2 tRNA genes and 1 rRNA gene are annotated in these 2,209 nt (G+C 49.9%); all 3 read left to right on the top strand.

From position 1 onward, the window contains the following. Nucleotides 1–1,348 (top strand): 16S ribosomal RNA (locus BQ4443_RS00040); the annotation flags it as partial. Nucleotides 1,349–1,423: 75 nt separating this feature from the next. Further along, nucleotides 1,424–1,500 (top strand) — tRNA-Ile (locus tag BQ4443_RS00035). A gap of 148 nt (nt 1,501–1,648) precedes the next feature. Further along, nucleotides 1,649–1,724 (top strand) — tRNA-Ala (locus tag BQ4443_RS00030). The last annotated feature ends 485 nt before the right edge of the window (nt 1,725–2,209 follow it).

Genomic DNA, 2,209 nt, shown 5'->3' with positions numbered 1-2,209 from the left:
GGGGGAAAGGGGGGGATCGTAAGACCTCTCACTATTGGAGCGGCCGATATCGGATTAGCTAGTTGGTGAGGTAACGGCTCACCAAGGCGACGATCCGTAGCTGGTTTGAGAGGACGACCAGCCACACTGGGACTGAGACACGGCCCAGACTCCTACGGGAGGCAGCAGTGGGGAATTTTGGACAATGGGGGCAACCCTGATCCAGCCATCCCGCGTGTGCGATGAAGGCCTTCGGGTTGTAAAGCACTTTTGTCAGGGAAGAAAAGTTCGAGGTTAATACCTTCGGACGCTGACGGTACCTGAAGAATAAGCACCGGCTAACTACGTGCCAGCAGCCGCGGTAATACGTAGGGTGCAAGCGTTAATCGGAATTACTGGGCGTAAAGCGTGCGCAGGCGGTTCGGAAAGAAAGATGTGAAATCCCAGGGCTCAACCTTGGAACGGCATTTTTAACTCCCGGACTAGAGTATGTCAGAGGGGGGTAGAATTCCACGTGTAGCAGTGAAATGCGTAGAGATGTGGAGGAATACCGATGGCGAAGGCAGCCCCCTGGGATAATACTGACGCTCATGCACGAAAGCGTGGGGAGCAAACAGGATTAGATACCCTGGTAGTCCACGCCCTAAACGATGTCAACTAGCTGTTGGGTTCTTCGGGACTTAGTAGCGCAGCTAACGCGTGAAGTTGACCGCCTGGGGAGTACGGTCGCAAGATTAAAACTCAAAGGAATTGACGGGGACCCGCACAAGCGGTGGATGATGTGGATTAATTCGATGCAACGCGAAAAACCTTACCTACCCTTGACATGTTCGGAAGGTCGAAGAGATTTGACTGTGCTCGCAAGAGAACCGGAACACAGGTGCTGCATGGCTGTCGTCAGCTCGTGTCGTGAGATGTTGGGTTAAGTCCCGCAACGAGCGCAACCCTTGTCATTAGTTGCTACGCAAGAGCACTCTAATGAGACTGCCGGTGATAAACCGGAGGAAGGTGGGGATGACGTCAAGTCCTCATGGCCCTTATGGGTAGGGCTTCACACGTCATACAATGGTCGGGACAGAGGGTTGCCAAGCCGCGAGGCGGAGCTAATCTCATAAACCCGATCGTAGTCCGGATTGCAGGCTGCAACTCGCCTGCATGAAGTCGGAATCGCTAGTAATCGCGGATCAGCATGTCGCGGTGAATACGTTCCCGGGTCTTGTACACACCGCCCGTCACACCATGGGAGTGGGTTTTACCAGAAGTAGTTAGTCTAACCGCAAGGAGGACGACTACCACGGTAGGATTCATGACTGGGGTGAAGTCGTAACAAGGTAGCTGTAGCGGAAGCTGCAGCTGGATCACCTCCTTTAAGAGCATGCTCTCGAAGCGGAAGCGTCCACGCTTATCGGTTGTTTATGACTATCATTAAACACGAAGCTAGAATGGGTCAGTAGCTCAGTCGGTTAGAGCACCGTCTTGATAAGGCGGGGGTCGCTGGTTCGATTCCAGCTTGACCCACCAAAGAGTTGGACTGAGGGTGTCGCCTTTATCGTCGCGAAAGCAAGGGTAGGGAGATTATCATCAGATGCAAGGAGTGGTAGACGCAAGCGATGACGTGTACAACGAGGTACACGACGAAGCGACGCAACAACCCAATCCGATGCATATTGGGGGATTAGCTTAGTTGGTAGAGCGCCTGCTTTGCAAGCAGGAGGTCATCGGTTCGATCCCGTTATCCTCCACCATGACAACTAGTGCCGTGGCAATGATAGAGAAAACAATCAACAGGTTTTAAAAAAGGTATTGTCCTACTGAGTGATCAGTGCGATAATACACGGCTGTTCTTTAACAATTTGGAAGAAGCACAACAAGTAATTCAAATGCGTAATTTTATCTCTTTTCAGGAAGAGGTGAAATGACAAATTTATTTATGGGTTGTGATTGCATTATTATTTTGAAGTTCTCAACGTATATCGATAGATATGAATAAACATTGATGAACGGCATAAACACGCAAACTCAAGCATAGGGTGTATAGGAGGGCGAACCAGCCCGAGAAAAGGCCTATATATCCTGGTGATAGAGATATCACCGAAGATAAAGTTAGCTTAATCATAAAACGTTTATTTGCTTAACCATAAGCCGATAAAGTTATAGGATCAAGTAACTAAGTGCACATGGTGGATGCCTTGGCGATCACAGGCGAAGAAGGACGTTATAGCATGCGAAA

The organism is Pelistega sp. MC2 (genome assembly GCF_900099475.1).
Classification (GTDB): Bacteria; Pseudomonadota; Gammaproteobacteria; order Burkholderiales; family Burkholderiaceae_B; genus Taylorella; species Taylorella indica.
This window is presented reverse-complemented; position numbering and strand designations above follow the sequence as displayed.